21 protein-coding genes and 1 other RNA gene are annotated in these 22,517 nt (G+C 68.0%); 11 read left to right on the top strand and 11 right to left on the bottom strand.

Annotation, left to right across the window (positions count from 1 at the left end; all coding sequences use genetic code 11):
* Position 1 precedes the first annotated feature (1 nt).
* The 3 genes from AC3WPZ_RS04825 to ffs form a co-directional block, all read right to left on the bottom strand.
* Complete coding sequence (locus AC3WPZ_RS04825; RefSeq protein ID WP_382157421.1) at positions 2-334, bottom strand: SMR family transporter; 333 nt, start codon at positions 332-334, stop codon at positions 2-4.
* Positions 335-344: 10 nt separating this feature from the next.
* Positions 345-698 (bottom strand): DOPA 4,5-dioxygenase family protein, encoded by a 354-nt coding sequence (locus tag AC3WPZ_RS04820; protein ID WP_382157423.1) that lies wholly within the window; start codon positions 696-698, stop codon positions 345-347.
* Between the two features lie 16 nt (positions 699-714).
* An RNA gene (gene ffs, locus AC3WPZ_RS04815) (signal recognition particle sRNA small type) lies at positions 715-811 on the bottom strand.
* A gap of 74 nt (positions 812-885) precedes the next feature.
* On the opposite strand from ffs, the gene dnaX reads away from it, so the two are divergent.
* The 5 genes from dnaX to AC3WPZ_RS04790 all read left to right on the top strand — a co-directional run bounded on the left by dnaX (position 886) and on the right by AC3WPZ_RS04790 (position 5,457).
* Positions 886-2,799, top strand: coding sequence for a DNA polymerase III subunit gamma/tau (dnaX, locus tag AC3WPZ_RS04810; protein ID WP_444686700.1), 1,914 nt, complete (start codon positions 886-888; stop codon positions 2,797-2,799).
* A 38-nt stretch (positions 2,800-2,837) separates the two neighbouring features.
* On the top strand, positions 2,838-3,170 hold the full coding sequence (locus AC3WPZ_RS04805; RefSeq protein ID WP_066266019.1) for a YbaB/EbfC family nucleoid-associated protein: 333 nt from the start codon (positions 2,838-2,840) through the stop codon (positions 3,168-3,170).
* A 30-nt stretch (positions 3,171-3,200) separates the two neighbouring features.
* Positions 3,201-3,812: a recombination mediator RecR gene (recR, locus tag AC3WPZ_RS04800; protein ID WP_291120795.1), complete on the top strand. Its 612-nt coding sequence runs from the start codon at positions 3,201-3,203 to the stop codon at positions 3,810-3,812.
* A 32-nt stretch (positions 3,813-3,844) separates the two neighbouring features.
* Positions 3,845-4,249 (top strand): MAPEG family protein, encoded by a 405-nt coding sequence (locus AC3WPZ_RS04795; RefSeq protein WP_291120797.1) that lies wholly within the window; start codon positions 3,845-3,847, stop codon positions 4,247-4,249.
* Between the two features lie 143 nt (positions 4,250-4,392).
* Positions 4,393-5,457: an ABC transporter substrate-binding protein gene (locus tag AC3WPZ_RS04790; protein ID WP_382157427.1), complete on the top strand. Its 1,065-nt coding sequence runs from the start codon at positions 4,393-4,395 to the stop codon at positions 5,455-5,457.
* 23 nt (positions 5,458-5,480) lie between these two features.
* Here AC3WPZ_RS04790 and AC3WPZ_RS04785 read toward each other — a convergent pair whose 3' ends face one another.
* Positions 5,481-7,148 (bottom strand): transglycosylase SLT domain-containing protein, encoded by a 1,668-nt coding sequence (locus tag AC3WPZ_RS04785; protein ID WP_444686699.1) that lies wholly within the window; start codon positions 7,146-7,148, stop codon positions 5,481-5,483.
* Complete coding sequence (gene gloB / locus AC3WPZ_RS04780; RefSeq protein WP_444686698.1) at positions 7,145-7,918, bottom strand: hydroxyacylglutathione hydrolase; 774 nt, start codon at positions 7,916-7,918, stop codon at positions 7,145-7,147. The genes AC3WPZ_RS04785 and gloB overlap by 4 nt, the downstream gene beginning before the upstream one ends.
* 102 nt (positions 7,919-8,020) lie before the next feature.
* On the opposite strand from gloB, the gene AC3WPZ_RS04775 reads away from it, so the two are divergent.
* From AC3WPZ_RS04775 to AC3WPZ_RS04760, 4 genes are all read left to right on the top strand, one after another.
* Positions 8,021-8,800, top strand: a complete 780-nt coding sequence (locus AC3WPZ_RS04775) for a class I SAM-dependent methyltransferase (RefSeq protein ID WP_382325162.1) — start codon at positions 8,021-8,023, stop codon at positions 8,798-8,800.
* Positions 8,801-8,841: 41 nt separating this feature from the next.
* On the top strand, positions 8,842-9,276 hold the full coding sequence (gene rnhA, locus AC3WPZ_RS04770) for a ribonuclease HI (protein WP_382157435.1): 435 nt from the start codon (positions 8,842-8,844) through the stop codon (positions 9,274-9,276).
* Between the two features lie 115 nt (positions 9,277-9,391).
* Positions 9,392-10,549 (top strand): efflux RND transporter periplasmic adaptor subunit, encoded by a 1,158-nt coding sequence (locus AC3WPZ_RS04765; protein WP_444686697.1) that lies wholly within the window; start codon positions 9,392-9,394, stop codon positions 10,547-10,549.
* A gap of 16 nt (positions 10,550-10,565) precedes the next feature.
* Entirely contained in the window at positions 10,566-13,655 is a 3,090-nt protein-coding gene (locus AC3WPZ_RS04760) for an efflux RND transporter permease subunit (RefSeq protein WP_444686696.1), read from the top strand.
* Between the two features lie 6 nt (positions 13,656-13,661).
* Here the strand turns inward: AC3WPZ_RS04760 and moeA are convergent, their stop codons facing one another.
* The 4 genes from moeA to AC3WPZ_RS04740 form a co-directional block, all read right to left on the bottom strand.
* The gene (moeA, locus tag AC3WPZ_RS04755; RefSeq protein ID WP_444686695.1) at positions 13,662-14,939 is read right to left on the bottom strand and encodes a molybdopterin molybdotransferase MoeA; all 1,278 of its coding nucleotides are present in this window, start codon (positions 14,937-14,939) and stop codon (positions 13,662-13,664) included.
* Positions 14,940-14,965: 26 nt separating this feature from the next.
* Positions 14,966-15,589 carry a molybdenum cofactor guanylyltransferase MobA gene (mobA, locus tag AC3WPZ_RS04750; RefSeq protein ID WP_291118881.1) on the bottom strand — a complete coding sequence of 208 codons (624 nt, stop codon included), beginning with the start codon at positions 15,587-15,589 and terminating at the stop codon, positions 14,966-14,968.
* Positions 15,590-15,598: 9 nt separating this feature from the next.
* Positions 15,599-16,714, bottom strand: coding sequence for a GTP 3',8-cyclase MoaA (moaA, locus tag AC3WPZ_RS04745; RefSeq protein WP_382325154.1), 1,116 nt, complete (start codon positions 16,712-16,714; stop codon positions 15,599-15,601).
* 93 nt (positions 16,715-16,807) lie between these two features.
* Positions 16,808-17,638, bottom strand: a complete 831-nt coding sequence (locus tag AC3WPZ_RS04740) for a metal-dependent hydrolase (RefSeq protein ID WP_382325152.1) — start codon at positions 17,636-17,638, stop codon at positions 16,808-16,810.
* 119 nt (positions 17,639-17,757) lie between these two features.
* Between AC3WPZ_RS04740 and AC3WPZ_RS04735 the strand changes: the two genes are divergently transcribed.
* Positions 17,758-18,381, top strand: coding sequence for a TetR/AcrR family transcriptional regulator (locus AC3WPZ_RS04735; protein ID WP_444686694.1), 624 nt, complete (start codon positions 17,758-17,760; stop codon positions 18,379-18,381).
* A 16-nt stretch (positions 18,382-18,397) separates the two neighbouring features.
* Here the strand turns inward: AC3WPZ_RS04735 and AC3WPZ_RS04730 are convergent, their stop codons facing one another.
* Positions 18,398-20,461, bottom strand: a complete 2,064-nt coding sequence (locus tag AC3WPZ_RS04730; protein ID WP_382325148.1) for a sodium-translocating pyrophosphatase — start codon at positions 20,459-20,461, stop codon at positions 18,398-18,400.
* Positions 20,462-20,763: 302 nt separating this feature from the next.
* On the opposite strand from AC3WPZ_RS04730, the gene ppa reads away from it, so the two are divergent.
* On the top strand, positions 20,764-21,303 hold the full coding sequence (ppa, locus tag AC3WPZ_RS04725) for an inorganic diphosphatase (protein WP_382157451.1): 540 nt from the start codon (positions 20,764-20,766) through the stop codon (positions 21,301-21,303).
* An 11-nt stretch (positions 21,304-21,314) separates the two neighbouring features.
* On the opposite strand, the gene AC3WPZ_RS04720 is transcribed toward ppa, so the two are convergent.
* Entirely contained in the window at positions 21,315-22,484 is a 1,170-nt protein-coding gene (locus tag AC3WPZ_RS04720; RefSeq protein WP_444686693.1) for a GNAT family N-acetyltransferase, read from the bottom strand.
* Positions 22,485-22,517 lie beyond the last annotated feature (33 nt).

Genomic DNA, 22,517 nt, shown 5'->3' with positions numbered 1-22,517 from the left:
TTCAGTGGGCCGAGCTTTTCGAGAGCAGGTTGAGCACCAGGACGCCCGCCACGATCAGGCCCATGCCCAGCATGCCGGCGGCATCGAGCTTCTGGCCGAACACCAGCCAGCCGATCAATGCGATGAGCACCACGCCCACGCCCGACCAGACGGCGTAGGCGATGCCCACAGGAATGGTGCGCAAGGTCAGGGACAGCAGGTAGAACGCCGCGCCGTAGGACACCACGACGATCGCCGAAGGCCAGAGCTTGCTGAAGCCCTCGCTGGCTTTCAGGGCGGAGGTGCCGACGACCTCGGCGGCAATGGCCAGCCCGAGCAGGATCCAGGGGTTCATCGCCGGCCGTTCAGTCCACCAGGGCCTGCAGGTTCAAGGGATAGGACTTGCCCAGCCACAGCGCGCCGTCGCGGTGATCGCTCAGCGCGTCGCCGGTGTTGGGGTGGATGAGCACATCCAGCGCAGCGTGGTTCAGGGCGAGCCAGCTCACCACGTGAGCGAACTCGGGGGCATCGAAAGCCACCTGGTAGGTCCAGGCCGGATGCGGCCCGACCGGTTTTTCGTGGAACCGCCCGATCTGCACGTGGGCGGCGAGTTCGGCGGCGATGACTTCGCGCAAAGCCCAGGCGGCATCGCGCGTGTCCGCACCAAAGTACACGTGGGCATGCCAGCTGGCAATGGAGGCGGGATCGCGCACGGACATGGTGGGATGAGAAGAAGGTGACGAGCCTTGACCCCGGCACTGGATTCACAGTTAGGGCTGCTTGGTTCCCCACCTGACCCGGTTGGCCGCTTCACCATGCGGGAAGGCCCGTCGAGGTCGATTGTAGGCGATGGGGTGTGTCGATGCCGGATCGCCTGGCAATACCCCGCCGCTTAGAATCGTCGCCATGTCCTATGTCGTCCTGGCCCGCAAATACCGCCCGCGCAATTTCACCGAAATGGTGGGGCAGGGCCATGTGGTGCAAGCGCTCTCGAATGCCTTGACGACCCAGCGCCTGCACCACGCCTACCTGTTCACCGGGACGCGTGGCGTGGGCAAGACCACGGTCTCGCGCATCCTGGCCAAGTCGCTCAACTGCCTGGGTGCCGACGGGCAGGGTGGCATCACCGCCGAGCCTTGCGGCGTGTGCCAGGCCTGCACCGACATCGACAGTGGCCGTTTCGTCGATTACACCGAGCTCGATGCCGCTTCCAACCGGGGCGTGGACGAAGTTCAGGCCCTGCTGGAGCAGGCGGTCTACAAGCCGGTGCAGGGGCGCTTCAAGGTCTTCATGATCGACGAGGTGCACATGCTGACCAACACGGCGTTCAACGCCATGTTGAAGACGCTGGAAGAGCCGCCCGAGTACCTCAAGTTCGTGCTGGCCACGACGGACCCGCAGAAGGTGCCGGTGACCGTGCTGTCTCGCTGCCTGCAGTTCAACCTGCGGCCCATGGCGCCCGAGACCGTGCTGGAGCATTTGCAACAGGTGTTGCAAGCCGAAAACGTGCCTGCCGAGGTGCAGGCGCTGCGCCTGCTGTCGCGCGCCGCTCGCGGCTCCATGCGCGACGCGCTTTCGCTCACCGATCAGGCGATTGCCTTTGGCGGCGGCCAGTTGCAGGAGGCCACGGTGCGCCAGATGTTGGGCGCGGTGGACCGCTCCTATGTGCTGCGCCTGATCGATGCGCTGGCCCGCGCCGATGGCGCCACGGTGGTCGATACCGTGGACGCGCTGCGCGTGAATGGCCTGAACGCCGCGTCCACGCTGGAAGAGATGACCGGCGTGCTGCAGCGCATGGCCGTGCTGCAGGCCGTGCCCGACCGCGCCCAGGCCGAAGGCCTGGACGACCCCGATGAAGCGCAGATCGCGCGGCTGGCGCAAAGCCTGCCGGCCGACGAGACGCAACTGCTCTACAGCCTGTGCCTGCATGGGCGCGGCGAGCTGGGCCTGGCCCCCGACGAGTACGCCGCGCTCACCATGGTGCTGCTGCGGCTGATGGCCTTCAAACCCGCCAACACGGCCGCTGTCAGCGCCGCGGCGGAAAAAAAAACACTGAAAACGGCTGAAGCGCCTGTTGCGGAGGTGGCCGCACCCGCGGCTGCGTTGGCGCCCACGCCGGTGCCGATGGTGCGTTTGCCGGTGGTGAACCCGCCGCCGGCCGTCGCTCCACCCGCGCCCGTGAGGGCGCCGCAGCCCTCCGCGGTGGCTGTGTCGGCACCCGCCGCCGCGCCGCAGATGCCCGCCGAGCCGGTGGACGATGCGCCCTGGCCCGAGGACGATGGCCCTCCCTGGGAAGAGGCCGAACCGGCGCCACCCCGTGTCATGGCCATCCCGGTGCGCGATGCCGGTGAACCCGGCCCGGCGGATCAGCCTCAGGCCCGCGACGAACACGGCACACAAACGGTGTTGCCCGCCGCGCCCGGTGGCAGCGTCGAAGGCGATTTCTGGTTCGAGACCGTGATGCAGCTCGTGCGCGCGGAAGCCATCACCGCGCTGGTGCGCGAGCTGGGCTTGCAATCGCAACTGATCGCGCGCGACACGGACCAGTGGATGCTGCGCGTGGAGCGCAGCTCGCTCAACCAGGGCAATACGCGCGAACGCCTGGCCACGGCGCTGAAGACCATCGGCCACGAGGTGCGCCTCTCGGTGGAGATTGGCAGCGTTTCGGACTCGCCCGCGCGCCGCGTGGCAGCGGAAGCGGCGCGCCGCCAGCGCGAGGCTGAGGCGCACATCCTGAACGACCCCTTTGTCCAGACCATGATGCGCGACTTTGGCGGCAAAATCGTGCCCGGTACCCTCAAGGCCATCACCACGGCCTGAGCCTCTTTTCTTTTTTCACTCGGAACGTTAGGAAGACCATGTTCAACAAAGGACAACTCGCCGGCCTCATGAAGCAGGCCCAGGCCATGCAGGACAACCTGAAGAAAGCCCAGGACGAGCTGGCCTTCATCGAGGTCACGGGCGAATCGGGCGCGGGCCTGGTGAAGGTGCTCATGACCTGCAAGCACGACGTCAAGCGCGTCACCATCGACCCCAGCCTGCTGGCCGACGACAAGGACATGCTGGAAGACCTCGTGGCCGCCGCGTTCAACGCCGCGGTGCGCAAGGCCGAAGAAACCTCGGCCGAGAAAATGGGCAAGCTCACGGCCGGCATGCCCGGCCTGCCGGGCGGCATGAAGTTCCCGTTCTGATCCCCATCGCGCGGGCTCCTTCGCTCATCGATGGCTGAAAACCACTCGCTCGAACTGCTTGTGCAGGCGCTGCGCCGCCTGCCTGGCGTGGGGGTGAAGTCGGCACAGCGCATGGCCTTCCATCTGCTGCAGCATGACCGCGACGGCGCCGTGCAGCTTGCCCGCGCGCTGGAGCACGCGGCCAGCTCGGTGAAGCACTGCAGCCTGTGCCACACCTTCACCGAAGACGACATCTGCCCCACCTGCCGCGATCCCCGGCGCGACCGCAGCCAGCTCTGCGTGGTGGAGACACCCGCCGATCAGGCAGCGATGGAGCGCACCGGTGCCTACAAAGGCCTGTTCTTCGTGCTCATGGGCAAGCTCAGCCCGCTCGATGGCGTGGGCCCGCGCGACATCGGTCTGCAGAAACTCTTTGACCGCATCAGCGCGCCGGCCGAACAAGGGGAGCCCGAGGTGCGGGAAGTCATCCTGGCCACGAACTTCACCGCCGAAGGTGAGACCACGGCCCACGTGATCGCGCAGGCGCTCAAGGGCCGCACGGACGTGCAGGTGACCCGCCTGGCCCGGGGTGTGCCGGTAGGCAGCGAGCTGGAGTACGTGGACCTGGGCACGATCGCCCATGCCCTGGTGGACCGGCGCTGACCGGCGCCATTTCTTCTCGAAAGCGCTTCATCATGAAACTGGCAGGATTGACCGTGGCGTATTGGGCGGTGGTGGTGGCTTCGCTGTTGCCGATCGGCTGCGCGTGGCTCGCCAAATCGGGCACGTTCTCCAAGCCGCGCCGCGATGGTGGTTTCGACAACCAGCACCCGCGCGAATGGCTGGCGCGCCAGAGCGACTGGCGGGCCCGCGCGAACGCCGCGCAGGCCAACAGTTTCGAGGCGCTGCCGTTCTTCATTGGCGCCGTGATCATCGCGCACCAGCTCGGCGCTTCACAGGTTCGCCTGGACGTTCTCGCCTTTCTGTTTGTCGTGCTGCGGGTGCTTTACATCATGATGTACGTGGCCAACCTCGCCACGGCGCGCAGCCTCGCGTGGACCCTGGCACTGATCGTCAATCTCGCGATCCTTTTCGTTTGACGCGCGCTTGCGTTCGACGCCGTTACATCAGCTTGCAAGTGCTCGGTACAAACCCGCTCGGGATTGGTCCTGATGCGGGTTTGCGGCCCGCCCCCTAGTCTCAAGGCTCATCCAAAGAATGTGCCGAGAGAGGAAACCGGGTCATGTGGAGTCGCCGAAACTGGGGACGTGTCTGTGCGTTGAGCGTGGCGTCGGTCGCCGTACCGTCCTTGCGCGCGCAGCCGGCGCCGGCCTCTGCGGCGCCACCCACACCTCGACCCGGTGCGCCCAAACTGGCGATTGCGGTCGATAGCCGCTCCTCGTTCTGCTACCTCCCACTGACCATCGCGGAACGCCTCGGGTACTTTGCCCAGGAAGGCATCGATGTGGAGGTGCGCGAGTTTCCCGATGTGGCGCAGTCGCTGCACGCCTTGCAGAGCGGTGCGGCCCATGTGCTGTCCGGCCCGTACCCGAACACGATCGCACTGCAGGCGCGCGGCCAGAACCTCCAGTCCTTCGTGTTGCAGGGGCGAGCGCCGCAGGTGGTGGTGGGGGTGTCGCTGGAGACCATGGGCCACAACGGCGGGGTGGCCGACCTGCGCGGCCGCCGCGTGGGGGTGATGGCCACGAGTGCCGCCTCGCACCGCGTGGCGAGCCTGGTGCTGGGCAAGGTCGGGCTGCGCGCCGCCGATGTGCGCTACGTGCCGTTGGCGAATGCCGCGGCGGCGGTTCAGGCGTTTCGCCGCGGTGAGCTCGATGCGATCAGCTACACCGACCCGACCGTGACGCAACTGGAGCAGATGGGTGCGCTCAAGGTGGTGGCCGACACGCGCAGCACGCGCGGCACGGCCGAGGTCTTTGGCGGTCCTTTGCCCTCCGGCTGTCTGTGCGCGCCGGGGAGCTTTCTGACGCAGTACCCCAAGGCCAGCCAGGCGATGGCCGATGCGATGGTGCACGCGCTCAAATGGCTGCAGACGGCGGGCCCATCCGACATCATCAAGGTGGTGCCCGAGCGCTACTTTCAGGGTGACCGCGCGCTGTACCTGGCGGCCTTCGCCCGCGTGCGCGAGGCCTGGACGGTCGACGGCATGATGCCCGAGACCGGGCCGGCCACGGCGGCGCGCATGTTGGCGCAGTTCGAGGAGCCCGGCTCGCTGCAGCGTGTGGATCTGGCGCTTACCTTCACCAACGACTTCGCACGCAAGGCCAAGGCCCGGTTCCGGGCCTGATTCTGGCGCGAGCGCCCGGTCGCTCAGTTCTTCTTGTCGGACTTGCCGCTGGACGCCACGCGCGTCTTGCTCGCGCTGGTGGCGGTCTTGGACTTGGTCTTCACCGGCTTGCTCGCGGTGGGCGAGGCCTTGCGCGCCGGTGTGGCCGTGGCCGACTTCTTGGCCGGGGCCTTGCTCGGCGGGGCGGCCTTGGCGACCGCGACCCGCTGCGGCAGCATGAGCGTGATGCGCTGGCCCGGTTTGAGCGCCGCGTTCACGGCCAGCTTGTTCCAGCCCGCCACGCTCACCGGGCTCACGCCATAGCGCTGGGCCAGGCGCGTCAGGTTCTCGCCCTTGCGCGCCTTGACGGTGGTGCGCTTGAGGATGACCTCCGGCTGGAAGCTGATCTGGCCGTTGTCGGCCACGTGCACCGGCACGTCGCCGTTGCGCTTGTCGGTGCGTGGCACGAGCAGGCTGGAGCCGGCGCGCACCTGCATGCGAGGCGGAATGTTGTTGACCGCGCGCAACTCGGCTTCGCTCATGCCCGCCCGGTCGGCGGCCTGGGCCACGGACATGGTGGTGGGCACGACCCAGGCCGTCCAGCTGGCCAGGGGGCCGGTGTGGGATTGCAGGTTGCGCTGGAAGATCAACGCGTTGTCCCAGGGCAGCAGCACATGCGGCGTGCCGGCGGCCATCACGATGGGCTGGCGCAGGGAGGGGTTGAGCGCGCGGAAGTCTTTTTCCGCCACCTCGGCCAGGCGGGCGATGAGGGCGACATCCATGTCGCGCTCCAGCGCGACGGTGTCGAAGAAGGGGTGGTTGCCGATCAGGGGCAGGGTGGTGTTGTAGGCCTCGGGCCGCGCCAGGATGTTCTCCACCGCCTGCAGCTTGGGCACGTACAGGCGCGTTTCCGCCGGCATGTTGAGGTCGGTGTAACCGGTGGGCTTGCCCAGGCGCTGGTTGTTGGTGATGGCGCGGTTGACGTTGCCCTGGCCCCAGTTGTACGCCGCCAGCGCGAGGTGCCAGTCCCCGAAGCGACCGTACAGCTGCTGCAGGTAGTCGAGCGCGGCCCGCGTGGAGGCGAGCACGTCGCGCCGATCGTCGCGGAAGGCGTTCTGCTTGAGGTCGAACGACTGGCCGGTGGCGGGCATGAACTGCCACATGCCTGCGGCGCGCGCGCTGGAGACGGCCTGTGGGTTGAAGGCGCTTTCGATGAAGGGCAGCAGGGCCAGCTCCATGGGCATGTTGCGGCGCTCGATCTCCTCCACGATGTGGAACAGATAGCGGCTGGAGCGCTCCGTCATGCGCTGCATGTAGTCGGGCCGGGTGGCGTACCACTGCTCGCGGTCGCGCACCAGGTCGCCTTCGAGGTCGGGCATGGCGAAGCCACGGCGGATGCGGTCCCAGAGGTCGGCGGGGGCGTCCAGCGTCGTCACGCTGGAGAGCGCGGTTTCGGCTGTGCCGATGGTGCTCAGGGGCACATCGCTGGGCAGGCGATACGAGGGCAGGCGCGGCGCACTGGCGGCGACGGGTGGCGTGGCGTTGGGCGCGCCGGTGGCGCCGCTGCCGGCCTCGGGCAGCGCCGTGGTGGCGCAGCCGGACACCAGCAGCACCAGGGCCGTGCCGGCCAGCGTCAGCCAGCGGCGGGCGGGACCGGTGGACAGGGGAGCACTGGCGGGAGCGGGAAGGGCGGTCGGGAAGGCAGGGGTCATCTGAAAACGTTTTTCCATTCGCGAAGCGTGGCGAACACCGACACGGCATCGGTGGCAATGCCCGGCTCGTGGGCCTGGGCGGAGCGCACGACGGCGGTTTCGCCGGTGCGCAAGAAAGGATTGATCTGTTTTTCCAGCCCGATGGAGCTGGGCAGCGTGGGAAAGTTCTGCGCGCATTGCGCCTGGCAGTGGGCGGTGTAGGCCGCCAGCTCGGCATTGCCGGGCTCCACCGCCTGCGCGAACTTGAGATTGGACAGCGTGTACTCGTGGGTGCAGCACACGCGGGTGGAGGCGGGCAGGGCGGCCAGCCGGGTGAGCGAGTCCAGCATCTGGGCCGGCGTGCCCTCGAACAGGCGGCCGCAGCCGCCGGAGAACAGCGTGTCGCCACAGAACAGCAGCGGGGCGCCGTCCAGGGCGGGCGTGTAGTAGGCGATGTGGCCGGCGGTGTGCCCCGGCACCTCGATCACCTCGAAGCGCAGGCCGAGCACCTCCACCGACTCGCCTTCGCCAACGCGCTGCAGCGGCTCGGGCATGGGCTCGAAGGCCGGGCCGATCACGCGCGCGCCAGTGGCCTCGCGCAGTTCGGCCACGCCGCCGGTGTGGTCGGCGTGGTGGTGGGTGATCAGGATGGTGTCCAGCCGCAGGCCTTCCTGTGCCAGCCACCGGGCCACGCCCGCGGCTTCGCCAGGGTCCACGACCAGCGCCTGGGCGCCGTCGTGCAGGGCCCAGATGTAGTTGTCGCTGAAGGCCGGGATCGGAATGAGGTGCATGGGACGGATGTCGGGTAGGGCGTGTAGAGTGCGGGGCTGGCCTTCCCGGTGGTTTGCAGTGTCGCAGACTTCCTGCCGGAACCGGCTTCGGCCCCACCGCACATGACCGCAAAAATTATAGGGTTGACCGATTGGTTTTCGACCGCGCCCGGCCAGTACCTGCTGGCGTGGGAGCAGGCCCAGTTCGACCTGGCGGTGGCCGACCTCTTTGGCTACAACGCCTTGCAGCTCGGTTTGCCCGAGCTGGAGGGCCTGCAGGCCAACCGCATGCCGCACCGCTGGCTGGCGCTGCCCGAGGTGCTGCCGGCCAGGGCCGAGGGCCGCGCCCCGCGCGTGGCCCTGATCACCGACGCGGCCGCCCTGCCGTTCCCCGAGGCCAGCCTGGACCTGGTGGTGCTGCCCCACACGCTGGAGTTCAGCGCCGACCCGCACCACGTGCTGCGCGAGGTCGAGCGCGTGCTGGTGCCCGAAGGCCGGGTGGTGATCTCGGGCTTCAACCCCACGAGCCTGTGGGGCCTGCGCCAGGGGCGCGGCCGGTTCTGCGCCCGGGTGGGCCTCAACGCCTTCGGTGCCTCCAGCCTGTACCTGCCTGAAGCAGGGGATTTCATCGGTCCCTGGCGCCTGCGCGACTGGCTGAGGCTGCTCAGTTTTGAAGTAGAGTCGGACCGCTTTGGCTGCTACCGCCCGGCGATGCGCACCGACACCTGGTTGCAGCGCTACGCCTGGCTGGACCGCGCCGGTGCCCGCTGGTGGCCCATCTTTGGCGCGGTGTATTTCGTGGTGGCGGTCAAGCGCGTGCGCGGCATGCGCCTGCTGGGCCCGGCCTGGAAGCCCAGGCGCGCCACTTCGGCCGCCCCGGTGTCGGTGACCCACCGGCACTGAACGCCGCCGCGCCTCTCCCTTTTTGTATTCAGGAGCTTTTTTTGAACCATGTGGTGATCTACACCGACGGTGCCTGCAAGGGCAACCCTGGGCCTGGCGGCTGGGGCGTTTACCTCAAGTCAGAGGGTTTCGAGAAGGAGTTGTGGGGCGGCGAGCGCGAAACCACCAACAACCGCATGGAACTCACCGCGGTGATCGAAGGCCTGGCCGCGCTCAAGCGCCCCTGCCGGGTCTCGCTGTACCTCGACAGCCAGTACGTGCGCCAGGGCATCACCGAGTGGATCCACGGCTGGAAGCGCAAGGGCTGGGTCACGGCGGCCAAGCAGCCGGTGAAGAACGCCGACCTCTGGCGCAAGCTCGATGGCCTGGTGCACGCCGGGCCCCACCAGATCGAATGGCACTGGGTCAAAGGCCACGCCGGCGACCCTGGCAACGAACGGGCCGACGCCCTGGCCAACCGGGGCGTGCCGGCCTGAGTCCTACAGGGGAAATCCCGTCACCGGCGGCCCCCACCCACTGCTACATTTCGTTTCATCGATCTGTGCCATGCCCCACGGGGGTAGGGCGTCCTTTTCCCCGGCAGTGGAATCCATGGCGAACAAAGCGCTTTACGTGGTGGTGGCCGTCGTTGGCATCGGTCTGGCCTCCGGTGCGGCCTGGTGGCTGCAGATCCGGGATGCCATCACCCCGCCGGTGGCCGGCACCGGACCGGGCGCTTCCGGTGCAGCGGCCGGTGGCGCACCCGGTGTGGAGGTGACGCGGGTGAAGGCCATCCGGCTGCAGGACGACGCCCAGGCCGTGGGCACCCTGCGCTCCCGCCAGAGCGTGACGCTCAAGCCCGAGACCAGTGGCCGGGTGGCCCGGATCGTCTTCGCGGACGGCGCCCGGGTCAAGGCGGGCCAGTTGCTGGTGCAACTCGACGACACCTTGCAGCGCGCCGAATTGAGCCAGGCCCAGGCCCAGCTGTCCATCGCGCGCGCCAACCTCAAGCGCAACCAGGAGCTGGTGGCGCAGAACTTCGTGGCCCAGCGCGTGGTGGAGGAAAGCCAGGCCAACCTGCAGGTGGCCGAAGCCCAGGTGGCGCTGGCCGACGCGCGGCTGCAGCGCATGCGCATCACCGCCCCGTTCGCGGGCACCGTGGGCCTGCGCAGCATCAACCTGGGGGCCTACGTGAAGGACGGCGACAACCTCGTGAACCTCGAGGACACGTCCATGCTCACGGTGGACTTCCGCTTGCCGGAGCGCTACCAGACCCAGCTCGCCCCGGGCCAGGTGGTGCAGGTGCAGCTCGATGCCTTGCCGAACCGCTCGTTCGAAGCCAAGGTGCTGGCCGTGGACCCGCTGCTCGACGCCAATGGCCGCTCCATCTCCGTGCGGGCCGTCATGCCCCCTGCGGCCGACAACGTGTTGCGTCCCGGCATGTTCGCGCGCGTGCTGATCGTCTTCTCGGTCAACGAGCGCGCGTTGGTGGTGCCCGAGGAAGCCCTGGTGCCCCAGGCCGGCAAGCAGTACGCCTACGTGCTCGACGAACAGGGCGAGGGCGACGCGAAGAAGCGCCACTCGCGCCGGGTGGAAGTGGCCCTGGGCGCGCGCCGGGGTTCGGATGTCGAGGTGGTCAGCGGCCTGCGGCAGGGCGACACCGTGGTGATCGCCGGCCAGCAGCGGCTGCAGCGCGATGGCACCGCGGTGCGGGTCGTGAACATGGCTGCGCCTGCCGCCGCTGAAACGGCCCCGGTGCCGGCGCGCTGAACCCTCAGGAACTCGCATGCAACTGCCTGAGATCTCGATCCGGCGCCCGGTGTTCGCCTCGGTGCTGTCCCTGCTCATCCTGCTGGTGGGCATCGTGTCGTTCAACGGCCTGACGGTGCGCGAGTACCCCAAGATCGATGAGCCCACCGTCACGGTCTCCACGCGCTTCGGCGGGGCGTCCAGCGAGGTGATCGAGTCGCAGGTCACCAAGCCGCTGGAAGACTCGCTCGCGGGCATCGAGGGGCTGGACGTGATCACCTCGATCAGCCGCCAGGAACAGAGCCAGATCACGGTGCGCTTCAAGCTCGAGCGCGACCCCGACTCGGCCGCCGCCGATGTGCGCGACAAGGTCAGCCGCGTGCGCCAGCGCCTGCCGCAGGACGTGGACGAGCCGGTGATCGCCAAGGTGGAGGCCGACGCCTCGCCCGTGATCTGGCTGGCCCTTACCTCCGACACCCACAGCGCGCTGCAGCTCAGCGATTTCGCCAACCGCCTGGCCAAGCCCGTGCTGCAAACGGCGCCCGGCGCGGCCGAGGTGCGCGTGTACGGCGAGCGCCGCTATTCCATGCGCATCTGGATGGACCCGGACCGCCTGGCCGCCTACGCGCTGACCGTGCAGGACGTGGAAGACGCCCTGCGCCGCTCCAACCTGGAAGTGCCGGCCGGCCGCATCGAGAGCACGCTGCGCGAGTTCAACGTGACCGCCGCCACCGACCTGCAGACACCCGAGCAGTTTTCGGCGGTGGCGATCCGCAACGTCAACGGCCAGACCATCCGCATCGCCGACGTCGCGCGCGTGGTGCAGGCGCCGCAGGACGAACGCACCTCGGTGCGGCTCAATGGCCGCGACGCGGTCTCGCTCGGCGTGATCCGGCAGGCGACCGCCAACCCGCTGGAGCTCTCGGCCGCCGTGCGGCAGATGCTGGAGAAGGTCAAGCAGGACCTGCCCGCCGGTGTGAACGTGGACATCGCCAACGACAACTCGGTCTTCATCGACCGCTCGATCAAGGCGGTCTACACCACCATCGCCGAAGCCGTGGTGCTGGTGGCGCTGGTCATCTTCGTGTTCCTGCGCACGCTGCGCGCCTCGATCATTCCGCTCATGACCATCCCGGTCAGCCTGATCGGCGCGTTCGCGCTGATGGCGATGTTCGGTTTCTCCATCAACACGCTCACGCTGCTGGCCCTGGTGCTGGCCATCGGCCTGGTGGTGGACGACGCCATCGTGATGCTGGAGAACATTTACCGGCACATCGAGGAGGGCATGAAGCCCTTCGACGCGGCGATCCAGGGCGCGCGGGAAATCGGCTTTGCCATCGTGGCGATGACGCTCACGCTGGCGGCGGTGTATGCGCCGCTGGCCTTCACGCCCGGCCGCACCGGCCGTCTGTTCGCCGAGTTCGCGCTGGCGCTGGCCGGGGCGGTGGTGGTTTCCGGCTTCGTGGCGCTCACGCTTTCGCCCATGCTGTGCTCCAAGCTGCTGCGGCACAACCCCAACCCGGGCCGGTTCGACCGCGGCATGGAGCGCGTGCTCAATGCGGTCACGCGCGGCTTCAGCCGGGTGCTGGGCGCCTCGCTGCGGGTTCGCTGGCTGGTGGTGGCGGTCATGGCCGGCAGCGCGCTGGCCAGCGCGTGGATGCTGCAGACCATGCGCCAGGAGCTCGCGCCGATCGAGGACCGCGGCGTGATCCTGGCCAACATCAACGGCCCGGATGGCGCCACGCTGGCCTACACCCGCAAGTACGCGGAGGCGATCGAGAACATCGCCCAGGACTACCCCGAATTCGACCGCATCTTCGTCAACGTGGGCAACCCCTCGGTGGCGCAGGGCGTGGTGTTCATGCGCGCGCTGCCCTGGGAAGAGCGCGAGCGCTCCACGCAGCGCATCGCGCGCGAGATCACGCCGCGCCTGGCGTCGCTGCCGGGCATCAGCGCCTTTCCCATCACGCCGCCCTCGCTCGGGCAGGGCTTTCGCGAGCGCCCGATCAACTACGTGATCGTCACCTCCGACAGCTACGAGAACCTGGCGCAAACCGTGCGCCGCTTCCAGGACGAGCTGAGCAAGAACCCGGGCCTGGTGCAGATCGACACCGACCTGCGCCTGAACAAGCCCGAGATCCGCATGGACGTGGACCGCGAGCGCGCGGCCGACATGGGTGTGAACGTGGATGCCATCGCGCGCACCGTCGAGACCATGCTGGGCGGCCGCATCGTCACGCGCTACAAGCGCGACGGTGAACAGTACGACGTGGTGGTACAGACCGTCTCGGGCAACCGCAGCACGCCCGAGGACATCGACCGCCTGTTCGTGCGCGGCCGCAACGACGCCATGATTCCCCTGGCCTCGCTGGTCAAGATCAGCGAGGTGGTGGTGCCGCGCGAGCTCAACCACTTCGGCCAGCGCCGCAGCGCGTCCCTCACCGCCAACCTGGCGCCCGACTACTCGCTGGGCGAGGCCCTGCAGTTCATGGACAAGACCGCGCGCGAGGTGCTGCCCGCCGGCTACACCACCGACCTGAACGGCCAGAGCCGCGAGTTCCGCAACGCCTCGGGCTCGCTGGCCATCGTCTTCGCGCTCTCGCTGCTGTTCATCTACCTCGTGCTCGCGGCGCAGTTCGAGAGCTTTGTCGATCCGTTCATCATCATGCTCAGCGTGCCGCTGTCCATGATGGGCGCGCTGCTGGCGCTCAAGCTGACGGGCGGCACCATCAACGTGTTCAGCCAGATCGGGCTCATCACGCTGGTGGGGCTGATCACCAAGCACGGCATTTTGATCGTGGAGTTCTCCAACCAGCTGCGCGACCAGGGCCTGGAGAAGTTCGAGGCCGTCAGACAGTCGGCCGCGCTGCGCCTGCGGCCCATCCTGATGACCACGGGCGCCATGGTGCTGGGCGCCATTCCGCTGGCGCTGGCATCTGGCGCGGGGGCCGAGAGCCGGCAGCAGATCGGCTGGGTGATCGTGGGCGGCATGAGCGTGGGCACGCTGCTGACCATCTTCGTGGTGCCCACCATGTACACGCTGCTCTCGCGCGACAAGTCCCATTCGAAGGCGAAGGCCGCGCAGCACGATGGCGGCCACGCGGACGCCGCCATCCCGGCCAAGTGAGCCGGGTCAGATCGCGCCGTCGAACATCATCACGTCCACCGGGTCGCCCGCGGCCACGTTGCCCTGGCGGTGGTGCAGCACGATCAGGCCGTTGGCCTCCACCATCGAGCTGAGCACGCCCGAACCCTGGTTGCCCGTGGTGCGCACGCTGAGCGCGCCGTCGGGCGTGCGGGTGACGATGCCGCGCTGGTACTCGGTGCGGCCCGGCTTCTTGCGCAGGGCTTCGCCGCTGTGGGCTTGCAGCAGCACGGGTTCGCTGGGTGAAGCGCCCATAAGGCGCTGCAGGGCCGGGCGCACGAAGGCCAGGAAGGTGACCATCACCGCCACCGGGTTGCCTGGCAGCCCGAACAGCACGGCGCTCTTGCCGGCCTCGTCGATGCGGCCCACCGCCATGGGGCGGCCCGGGCGCATCGCGATGCGCCAGAAGGCCACGTCGCCGAGCTGCTTCATCATGGCCTTGGTGTGGTCGGCCTCGCCCATGCTCACACCACCGCTGGTGATGATGGCGTCGGCCTTGAGGGCGGCGGTGCGGAAGGCCGCTTCCAGCTCGGCGGGCTCGTCGCGCACCACGCCCATGTCGACCACCTCCACGCCCAGGCGCGTGAGCAGGCCGAAGATGGTGTAGCGGTTGCTGTCGTACACCGCGCCTTCGCGCGGCGTTTCGCCCAGGCTCAGGATCTCGTCGCCGGTGGAGAAGTACGCCACCTTCACGCGGCGGAACACCTTCACGGTGGGCAGGCCCAGGCTGGCCAGCAGGCCCAGCGCCGCCGGGCCGAGTGTCTGGCCTTGGCGCAAGGCCGCTTCGCCGGCCATGAGGTCTTCGCCCAGCAGGCGGCGGTTGTCGCCCGCGTTCACCACGTTGGGTGGCACCACGACGCGATCACCTTCGGTCTTCACGAATTCGAGCGGCACCACGGTGTCCAGCCCGGGCGGCATGATGGCGCCCGTCATGATCTTCAGGCACTCGCCCGCACCCACGGTGCCGGCCCAGGCCTTGCCCGCGAAGGCCGTGCCCGCCACGCGCAGGCCCAGCGGCTCGCCCGGGCGCAGCAGCCCGCTGTCGAAGGCGAAGCCGTCCATGGCGGAGTTGTCGTGCGGCGGCACGCTGATGGGCGAGACCACGTCCTGCGCCAGCACGCGGCCCAGCGCGTCGAACACGCCCAGGTCTTCGGTGGCGGTGACCGGCTCGACCAGGCGGGCGAGGAAGTCGTTGACGCGTTCGGCGCTGATGGCCTGCGGGTCGTAGCCCTGCAATTCGGCCGCGATCTGCTCGATGGATTTCATGGACAAACGAACGGAGGGCCGAGCGCTCAGCCCTTTTCGAGGGCGTGCAGTTCGGCCAGGGTGTTGGTGTTGAAGAAGGCCTTGGGGTCGTCGCCCGGCCGGTCGAAGGGCACGATCACCGTGCGGTGCTGGTCGGTCCAGCGGTCGATCTTGCGCCCGCCGGCCTGGGTGAAGACCAGCAGGCTTTCCATGAGCTCCACCCGAATGAGGCAGAACACCGGCTGGGGCCGCAACTGGCCGTCTTCCTCCAGGGCGCCGGCCATGGCGATTTCGGTGGTCTCGTCTTCGAACGCCTGAGCCAGCCGCTGGGCGAGGTCGAGCGGGAAGAGGGGCGTGTCGCAGGGCACCGTGAGCAGGTAGGGCGTTTCGCAGCGCTCCAGGCCGGTCATGAAGCCGGCCAGGGGACCCGCGTAGCCGTCCAGGGTGTCGGGCCACACCGGCACGCCGAAGGCCTCGTAGGCCGCCAGATTGCGGTTGGCGTTGACCATCTGACCGCCGACCAGCCCGCCTTCCTGCATCTGCAGGCGCAGCAAGGCGTGCAGCGCCAGCGGCGTGCCGTTGAAGTTCTGCAGGCCCTTGTCGACGCCGCCCATGCGCGAGCCGCGGCCGCCGGCGAGCACGAGGCCCGTGATTTGATGGGAATGGATCATCTGTTTTGCTTAACCGCCGATGTAGCTCATCTCGACGCGACGTGCGCCTGCACCGGCTTCGGGCGGAAGGCTGGCGCGCAGTTCGGAGTACCGGTCGCTGCGGCCTTGCCAGATCGCCGCGATCGCGCTGGCGAGCTGCTCGTCGGTGGCATCGCCGCGGATCAGGTGGCGCAGGTCGTGGCCCTGGCTGGCGAAGAGGCAGAGGTAGAGCTGGCCTTCGGTGGACAGACGGGCGCGGTTGCAGTCGCTGCAGAAGGCCTGCGTCACGCTGCTGATCACGCCGATCTCGCCCGAGCCGTCGGCATAGGCCCAGCGCTCGGCGGTTTCGCCGGGGGCCGATGCGCCGAGTTGCACCAGCGGCAGTTCGCGGTGGATGCGTTGCACCACCTCCGCGCTGGGCAGCACCTCGTCCATGCGCCAGCCGTTGGTGGCGCCCACGTCCATGTACTCGATGAAGCGCAGCACGATGCCCGTGCCCTTGAAGTGGCGCGCCATGGGCAGGATCTCGTGGTCGTTGGTGCCGCGCTTGACCACCATGTTGACCTTGATCGGGCCCAGTCCCGCGGCCTGCGCTGCGGCAATGCCGTCGAGCACATCGGCCACGGGGAAGTCCACGTCGTTCATGGCGCGGAAGATGGTGTCGTCCAGGCCGTCCAGGCTGACCGTGACACGTTGCAGGCCGGCGGCCTTGAGGGCGTGCGCCTTGCGCGCGAGCAGCGAGCCGTTGGTGGTCAGCGTGATGTCCAGCGGCTGGCCTTCCACCGTGCGCAGCGCGGCCAGCTGTTCGATCAGGATTTCGAGGTTCTTGCGCAGCAGCGGCTCGCCGCCGGTGAGGCGGATCTTCTGCACCCCGTGCGCGACGAACTGGCGCGCCACGCGCGTGATTTCCTCGAAGGTCAGCAGCGAGCTGTGCGGCAGGTAGGGGTAGTCCTTGTCGAAGATGTCCTTCGGCATGCAATAGCTGCAGCGGAAGTTGCAACGGTCGGTCACGCTGATGCGCAGATCGCGCAGCGGGCGGCCCAGCGCGTCGCCGAGCAGGCCGGTCGGGGCCGTGCCGACCTGAGGGACGCGCGCGGCCACGGAGACCAGGCGCTGGTCGATCAGGGGAATGACGCGTTCGGACATGGGCCGATTATGGGCGAGTGACCGCCGGACCGCACGGGAACACCCGGGGGTACCGGTGTTGCCGCGAGGGCATTTCCGCCTGAGCGGGCCGGGTCAGGCCGGCTCGGCGCGGCCCACCCGGGTGTATTGCGTGGCGTTGTCGCGCAGCCATTGGGCGGAGAGCTCGCTGGACTGCTGATCCGGGTGGAAGTCGCGGCGGAAGTAGGCGCGCCAGGGCTTGAAGGTCTGGCGCAGCAGGCCGTCGCGGCCAAGCATGTGGCGGGCGGCGCTGCGCCACGTGCTCCAGCGCCAGAGCGTGCCATCGCGCCTGAGGTTGTTCACCGTCTGGCGCAAGGTGTCGGTGAGAAAGACCAGCGTGATGCGGCGCATCCAGGTCGTGCGCCAGGTGTGGCTGCCGCCCAGTGCCTGGTACAGGTCGAAAGCGGTGCACTTGTGCTCGGCCTCTTCGGCGCTGTGCCAGAGCCAAAGGGTTTTCAATCGCGGCTCGCTGCCGTCCAGCAGTTGGGGGTGAGACAGCATCCACTCGGCGAAGAGGGCGGTGAAATGTTCGTTGGCGGCGGTGATGGCCAGGCCGTGGCGCGGGTCCGTGCCCTCCAGCAGTTGGAGGCGGTCACGTGCGCGGGGTTCCCAGTCGTTCACCAGGCCGTGTTTCTCGATCTGCGCGTTGAACAGCGCGTGGATGCGCCGGTGGGTGGCTTCCTGGCCCACGAAACCCTGGACTTCGGCTTGCAGCTCGGCTTGGCGCTCGGGCGGCAGGGCCTTGAAGCCGTTGCGCACCGAGTCGATGAAGAACTGCTCGCCGATGGGAAAGCTCATCGACAGCGCGTTGAACCACGCGGTCAGAAAGGCGTCGCCGCCGCACCAGTGGCGGGCCACGGGTTGTTCCAGATCGATCAGCAGGCGGCGGACAACGAGTTCGGTCATGGTGGGGCGTGGGTGGAAAAACGGATTGGTACCGTGTCGTACCAAGTCGTGATGGTGCGTGTTTCGATTCGCCCTGTCAAGCGGAGAAGAATGGGGTGCAGGCCCTAAGATGCCCGTCCATGAAGCCGAAAAACACCCGCAGCGCCGACGCCACCGTGCCGAACGAACACCGTGGTCGCCTGCTGCAAGCCATGGCCACGGTCGCTGCGGCCCAGGGTCTGGCGGCCACGTCGATCGCGGCCGTGGTGGCCGAGGCGGGGGTGTCCAAACGCACGTTCTACGAGCATTTCGCGGACAAGGACGCCTGCTTTCTCGAGCTGTACCGGGCGGCCAGCGCCTCCGCGCTGCGCACCCTGCGCGAGGCCGTGCAGCCCGAACGCCCCTGGCAGGACCAGGTCGAACATGCCTTGGGTGCGTACCTGGCGCACCTGGCCAGCGGGCCGCAGCTGATCCGCATGCTGTTCGTGGAAATCCACCATCTCGGGCCAGCCGGTGCCCTGGTGCGCCGCGAGGTGATGCAGCACCTGGCCGACTTCATGCTCGAGACCATCAACGCCGAGCGTGAGGTGCTCACGCCCACCATGGCGGTGGCGGCCGTGGGCGGCATCCAGGAGCTGGTGCTGCAAGCGATCGAGCGGGGCGAGGCGGCCCAGCTCGATCGCCTCACCCCCAGTGCCAGCGCGGTGGTCCGCCTACTGGCGGGGGCGGCCCAGAAAAAAGGCCCGCCGAAGCGGGCCCTTTGAACCTTCGAGAACGGGATCAGGCCGCCAGCGGCAGCAGCGGCACGATCAGCAGCGCCACGATGTTGATGATCTTGATCAGCGGGTTGACGGCAGGGCCTGCCGTGTCCTTGTAGGGGTCGCCCACGGTGTCGCCGGTCACGGCGGCCTTGTGCGCCTCGCTGCCCTTGCCGCCATGGTGGCCGTCTTCGATGTACTTCTTGGCGTTGTCCCAGGCCCCACCGCCGGTGCACATGGAGATGGCCACGAACAGGCCGGTGACGATGGTGCCCATCAGCAGGCCGCCCAGCGCTTTCGGGCCCAGGAACACGCCCACCAGGATGGGGACCACCACCGGCAGCAGCGAGGGGATCACCATCTCCTTGATGGCCGCCGTGGTCAACATGTCGACCGCCTTGCCGTACTCGGGCTTGGCCGTGCCTTCCATGATGCCGGGGATCTCCTTGAACTGCCGGCGCACCTCCACAACCACCGAACCGGCGGCACGGCCCACGGCCTCCATCGCCATGGCACCGAAGAGGTAGGGGATCATGCCGCCGATGAACAGGCCGATGATCACCATCGGGTCGCTCAGGTCGAACTTGATCTGGTGGCCGTAGGTTTCCAGCTTGTGGGTGTAGTCGGCGAAAAGCACCAGCGCGGCCAGGCCGGCGGAGCCGATGGCGTAGCCCTTGGTCACGGCCTTGGTGGTGTTGCCCACCGCGTCCAGCGGGTCGGTGATGTCGCGCACGCTGCTGGGCAGCTCGGCCATTTCGGCGATGCCGCCGGCGTTGTCGGTGATGGGACCGTACGCGTCCAGCGCGACCACGATGCCGGCCATGCTCAGCATGGCGGTGGCGGCGATGGCGATGCCGTACAGGCCCGCCAGCGTGTAGGAGGCCACGATGCCGACGCAGACGAACAGCACCGGCCAGGCGGTGGAGCGCATGGACACGCCCAGGCCGGCAATGATGTTGGTGCCGTGGCCGGTGGTCGAGGCTTGCGCGATGTGCTTGACCGGCGAGTACTGCGTGCCGGTGTAGAACTCGGTGATCCAGACCAGCGCGGCGGTCAGCACCAGGCCCACGGCGCAGGCACCGAAGAGGCGCAGCTGGCTGCCTGTGGCGGTGATGGCGTTGTCCGGCATGATCCAGGCGGTGACGAACCAGAAGGCGATCAGCGAGAGCACGCCTGCGATCGCCAGGCCCTTGTACAGCGCGGGCATCACGTTCTTCATGCCCGGGCTGGCCTTCACGAAGAAGCAGCCGACGATGGACGCCAGGATGGATACGCCACCGAGCACCAGCGGATAGAGCACGGCCTGCATGGGCGCGGCCGCGACCATGAGGGCGCCCAGCACCATGGTGGCGATCAGCGTGACCGCGTAGGTCTCGAACAGGTCGGCTGCCATGCCGGCGCAGTCGCCCACGTTGTCGCCCACGTTGTCGGCGATCACCGCCGGGTTGCGCGGGTCGTCTTCCGGAATGCCAGCCTCGACCTTGCCCACCAGATCGGCGCCCACGTCGGCACCTTTGGTGAAGATGCCGCCGCCCAGGCGCGCGAAGATGGAGATCAGCGAGGAGCCGAAGGCAAAGCCGATCAGCGGGTTCAGCAGCTTGGCCAGATCGGCCGCTGGCGTGAGGTTGCCGTTGCCGACCAGGAACCAGAAGAAGCCGGACACGCCCAGCAGGCCCAGGCCCACGACCAGCATGCCGGTGATGGCGCCGCCGCGGAAGGCCACGTCCAGCGCCGGGCCGATGCCCTTGGTGGCCGCTTGCGCGGTGCGCACGTTGGCGCGCACCGAGATGTTCATGCCGATGAAGCCGCAGGCGCCCGAGAGCACGGCACCGAGCACGAAGCCGATGGCGGTGGGGCCGTCGAGGAAGACGCCGATGAGGATGGCCAGCACCACCCCGACGATGCCGATCGTCTTGTACTGCCGCGCGAGGTAGGCCGCGGCGCCGGTCTGAATGGCCCCGGCGATTTCCTGCATGCGGGCGTTGCCCGCGTCCTGAGAAAGAATCCAGCTGCGGGACCAGAAGCCGTAGATGACGGCCACCAGCCCGCAGACCAATGCAAAGATCAGCGCAGATTGTCCAACCATGAGAATTACTCCTGCTTGTTTCGACTTGGAGGGGGCAACGCCTCCGGGGCTGCCCCCGCTGCGTTGCTTCCTCGCTGCCGGTTTGCGCTGCGTTGCACAGCGTTGAAACAGGGCGATTGGCCAACCCCTTGAATTTAGCGGGGAAATGCCACTTGGCCACTCCTTGTGGCCAGGTTTGTCAGCCTGGAGTCGGTAAAATCAGGGTAAATCCTAGGCGCGCCGGGCCGAATCCGGGCGCGCCTTTGTTCGCCGGCAGGCCTGCCGGACCGAAAAGCCCCTTTTCAAACCACGACCTTATCAACATGTCCCTTGACAACGTCACCCCAGGCAAAAACGTTCCCGAATCGTTCAACGTGATCATCGAGATCCCGATGAACGCCGACCCGATCAAGTACGAGGTGGACAAGGAAACCGGCGCGATCTTCGTGGACCGCTTCATGAGCACGGCCATGCACTACCCGACCAACTACGGTTATGTGCCGCAGACGATCTCTGGCGATGGCGACCCGGTCGACGTGCTCGTGATCACGCCCGTGCCCCTCATTCCCGGTGTGGTCGTGCCCTGCCGCGCGATCGGCATCCTGAAGATGCAGGACGAGGCCGGCGAAGACGGCAAGGTGCTGGCCGTGCCGACCGACAAGATCCTGTCGATCTACACCCAGTGGCAGAAGCCCGAAGACCTGAACCCGATGCGCCTGAACACCATCCAACACTTCTTCGAGCACTACAAGGACCTGGAGCCCGGCAAGTGGGTGAAGGTGATCGGCTGGGAAGGCAAGGACGCCGCCCACCAGGAAATCCTGGACGGTATCGCGAACTACAACAAGGCCAAGCAGGCCTGATCAACCCAGGCTCAAGGCGCTGCCTTGAGCGGATTTCGCAGGGCCAGGTGATCGAGGTACTCCCCGATCCCCTGGCCTTCGCGTTCCAGGAAGCGTTCCACCGCGTCCGCGAACGCGGGATGTGCCAGCCAGTGGGCGCTGGTTGTCTTCACCGGCAGCAGGGCGCGCGCCATCTTGTGTTCGCCCTGGGCGCCCCCTTCAAAACGGACGAAGCCGTGTGACATGCACCAGGCCAATGGCTGGTAGTAGCAGGCCTCGAAGTGCAGGCAGTCCACGCGCTCCAGTGCACCCCAGTAGCGCCCGTAGGCCACGCGGGTGTGGTCGTCGATGCCGATCAGGCTGCAGGCCATGGGCCGGCCTTCGCGTTCGGCGATGAACAGCAGCCAGTGTTGCGGCATGGTGGTCGCCATGCGGCGGAAAAAATCCCGGCTCAGGTAGGGCGCGTTGCCGTGCTCGAGGTAGGTGCGCTCGTAGCAGCGGTAGAAGAAGTCCCAGTCGGCCTCCGAAATGTCGGCGCCGCGCGACCAGCGGAAGCGCACGCCCGCATCGGCCACCTTGCGCCGCTCCTGCCGGATTTTCTTGCGTTTTTCCTGCTGCAGGCTGGCCAGGAAATGTTCGAAATCGTCAAAGGGCTGGCCCCTCGCATCCTGATTGCTCCAATGGAACTGGACGGTGTGCCTGAGCATCAGGCCGGCGGCATGGCACGCGTCGATGTCGTGGGGTTGCGCGAAGAGCAGGTGCAGCGACGACAGCTGTTCCTCTCGGGTGTGCGCGATCAAGGCCTTCACCAGCGCCGCGCGCGAGGCCGGGTCGCGGGCCAGCAGGCGCGCGCCCGGCACCGGGGTGAACGGCACGGCCACCAGTGCCTTGGGGTAGTAGTCCAGCCCATGCTGAGCGTATGCATTGGCCCAGGCCCAGTCGAACACGTACTCGCCGTAGGAGTGGCTCTTCAGGTACATCGGGCAGGCCGCGTGCAGCACATCGCCGCGCCACAGCGTCACGAACTGGGCTTGCCAGCCGGTGGCCTCTCGCGCGCTGCCGCTTTCGTGCAGCGCCGACAGGTACTCATGGCGCATGAAGGGGCTGGGGTCGGGCTCGTTGTCCAGCAACGCGTTCCAGGCGCCGGCATCGATCGCCTGCGGCGAGGCAAAGACCCGGGTGACATAATCGATTTCAGACAAACACGGCTCCCGCCCACCGCGTTTTCGCGGTCT

The sequence above is a fragment of the Hydrogenophaga sp. FW305-3-2-15-A-LB1 genome, assembly GCF_058787875.1.
Note: the sequence above shows the minus strand (reverse complement) of the source record. Positions and strands in the feature narration are given on the sequence as shown.